This window comes from Vibrio cionasavignyae, assembly GCF_050337155.1.
GTDB classification, from domain to species: Bacteria; Pseudomonadota; Gammaproteobacteria; order Enterobacterales; family Vibrionaceae; genus Vibrio; species Vibrio nomapromontoriensis.
This window is the reverse complement of the sequence record NZ_JAKJSR010000064.1, coordinates 1-1,064: the sequence shown is the minus strand read 5'-3', so window position 1 is coordinate 1,064 and position 1,064 is coordinate 1. Positions and strand designations below refer to the sequence as shown.

The window sequence follows — 1,064 nt, the reverse complement described above, 5'->3', positions numbered from 1 at the left end:
AACCATAGAACCATAGAACCATAGAACCATAGAACCATAGAACCATAGAACCATAGAACCATAGAACCATAGAACCATAGAACCATAGAACCATAGAACCATAGAACCATAGAACCATAGAACCCATTTACCCCCCACAAGGACGTTAGTGTGAATGTTAAGCCGTATCTACTCGCGTGTGCTGTACTTTTTCTTACCGCTTGTTCTCAACGTTTCCAAGATGTGAATGCCACAATGGCAGAGGCCGTATTTGGGGCGGATGACATTGAATTTACTGCGGAAAATATTCGCAAGCTCCCTTATGCCAGTGCCTACGTTCGAATTAATGACGGGCCACAAATTTTTATGGTCTTGGCGTTTGCCGAGCCCAATACTCAGACCGGAATCACGCAATACAAATGGATGTCCTCGGATCGAGCGGTAATCATCACTGAATCGGGTCGCATTGTTAAAACCATTGGTCTGTATGGCGACAACTTAGCGGGAAGCACCCGCCAACAACAAACCGACACCTCTTGGCAAGTCACGTACGACTGGATGCCAAAGTACCGCTACGGCTATAGCGGTATTGCGCTGCAAACACAGCTAGGCAAAGAAACCATCATCACCGTACTTGATCGCTACGACACCCAAAAGCTCACAGAAACCGTCACGTTTGACGCCATCGACGGCAAACTCGTGAACACCTATTGGAAAGATATAAAAACCGATAAAGTCATAAAAAGTATTGAACATCTTGGGCCGGAGATGACCACGGTTGAAATGACGTTGTTGAAGGTTCCGACGATTTAAGGGTGGGGAAGATCGGGTTAAGAGCGGTCCTATGGTCCTATGGCCCTAGGGAGGAGCGGTTTCTAGCTTTTGGGTGGCTCTTATCGCAAATATAGAATAAATGGCTTGTTTTTGGTTGACAAAAACAGCTTTAAAAACATGATTCTGCAGGACCACAGGACCACAGGACCACAGGACCACAGGACCACAGGACCACAGGACCACAGGACCACAGGACCACAGGACCACAGGACCACAGGACCACAGGACCACAGGACCACAGGACCACAGGA

1 protein-coding gene is annotated in these 1,064 nt (G+C 47.7%); it reads left to right on the top strand.

Features of this window, described 5'->3' with window-relative positions; translation table 11 throughout:
- Positions 1-150: 150 nt before the first annotated feature.
- Complete coding sequence (locus L4D74_RS25135; protein ID WP_428755124.1) at positions 151-792, top strand: YjbF family lipoprotein; 642 nt, start codon at positions 151-153, stop codon at positions 790-792.
- The last annotated feature ends 272 nt before the right edge of the window (positions 793-1,064 follow it).